This window comes from Nibribacter koreensis, from assembly GCF_039541795.1.
Taxonomy (GTDB): domain Bacteria; phylum Bacteroidota; class Bacteroidia; order Cytophagales; family Hymenobacteraceae; genus Nibribacter; species Nibribacter koreensis.
In genome coordinates, this window is record NZ_BAABGX010000006.1 from 1 (window position 1) to 1,016 (window position 1,016).

Below are 1,016 nucleotides of genomic sequence, written 5' to 3' on the forward strand. Positions count from 1 at the left end.
GTGAGGTCCAAGCGAGGCGGTCGGTCTTAAGCAAATTACCGACTGTCTTTATTATTAAAGTAATTGAGACCAGTCAGACAATCTACTACAATGGAGAGTTTGATCCTGGCTCAGGATGAACGCTAGCGGCAGGCCTAATACATGCAAGTCGAACGGCCCAGCAATGGGCAGTGGCGCACGGGTGCGTAACGCGTATGCAACCTACCTTCCACTGGGGGATAGCCCGGAGAAATCCGGATTAATACCGCATAACACCCTTCGATGGCATCTGAAGAGGGTTAAAGATTTATCGGTGGGAGATGGGCATGCGTGCCATTAGCTTGTTGGCGGGGTAACGGCCCACCAAGGCTACGATGGCTAGGGGTTCTGAGAGGACGGTCCCCCACACTGGCACTGAGATACGGGCCAGACTCCTACGGGAGGCAGCAGTAGGGAATATTGGGCAATGGGCGGAAGCCTGACCCAGCCATGCCGCGTGCAGGATGAAGGCCTTCTGGGTTGTAAACTGCTTTTACCAGGGAAGAAAACACCCATGCGTGGGGAACTGACGGTACCTGGGGAATAAGCACCGGCTAACTCCGTGCCAGCAGCCGCGGTAATACGGAGGGTGCAAGCGTTGTCCGGATTTATTGGGTTTAAAGGGTGCGTAGGCGGCCCCTTAAGTCAGTGGTGAAAGCCCGCGGCTCAACCGCGGAACTGCCATTGATACTGGGGGGCTTGAGTACAGACGAGGTAGGCGGAATTGAAGATGTAGCGGTGAAATGCTTAGATATCTTCAAGAACACCGATTGCGTAGGCAGCTTACTAGGCTGTAACTGACGCTGAGGCACGAAAGCGTGGGGAGCGAACAGGATTAGATACCCTGGTAGTCCACGCCGTAAACGATGATTACTCGATGTCGGCGATAGACCGTCGGCGTCTTAGCGAAAGCGTTAAGTAATCCACCTGGGGAGTACGCCCGCAAGGGTGAAACTCAAAGGAATTGACGGGGGCCCGCACAAGCGGTGGAGCATGTG

The 1,016-nt window shown here is 54.7% G+C and carries 1 rRNA gene; it reads left to right on the forward strand.

The annotated features are described in order from the left end of the window. Positions 1-87: 87 nt before the first annotated feature. Positions 88-1,016 (forward strand): 16S ribosomal RNA (locus ABD880_RS19065); the annotation flags it as partial.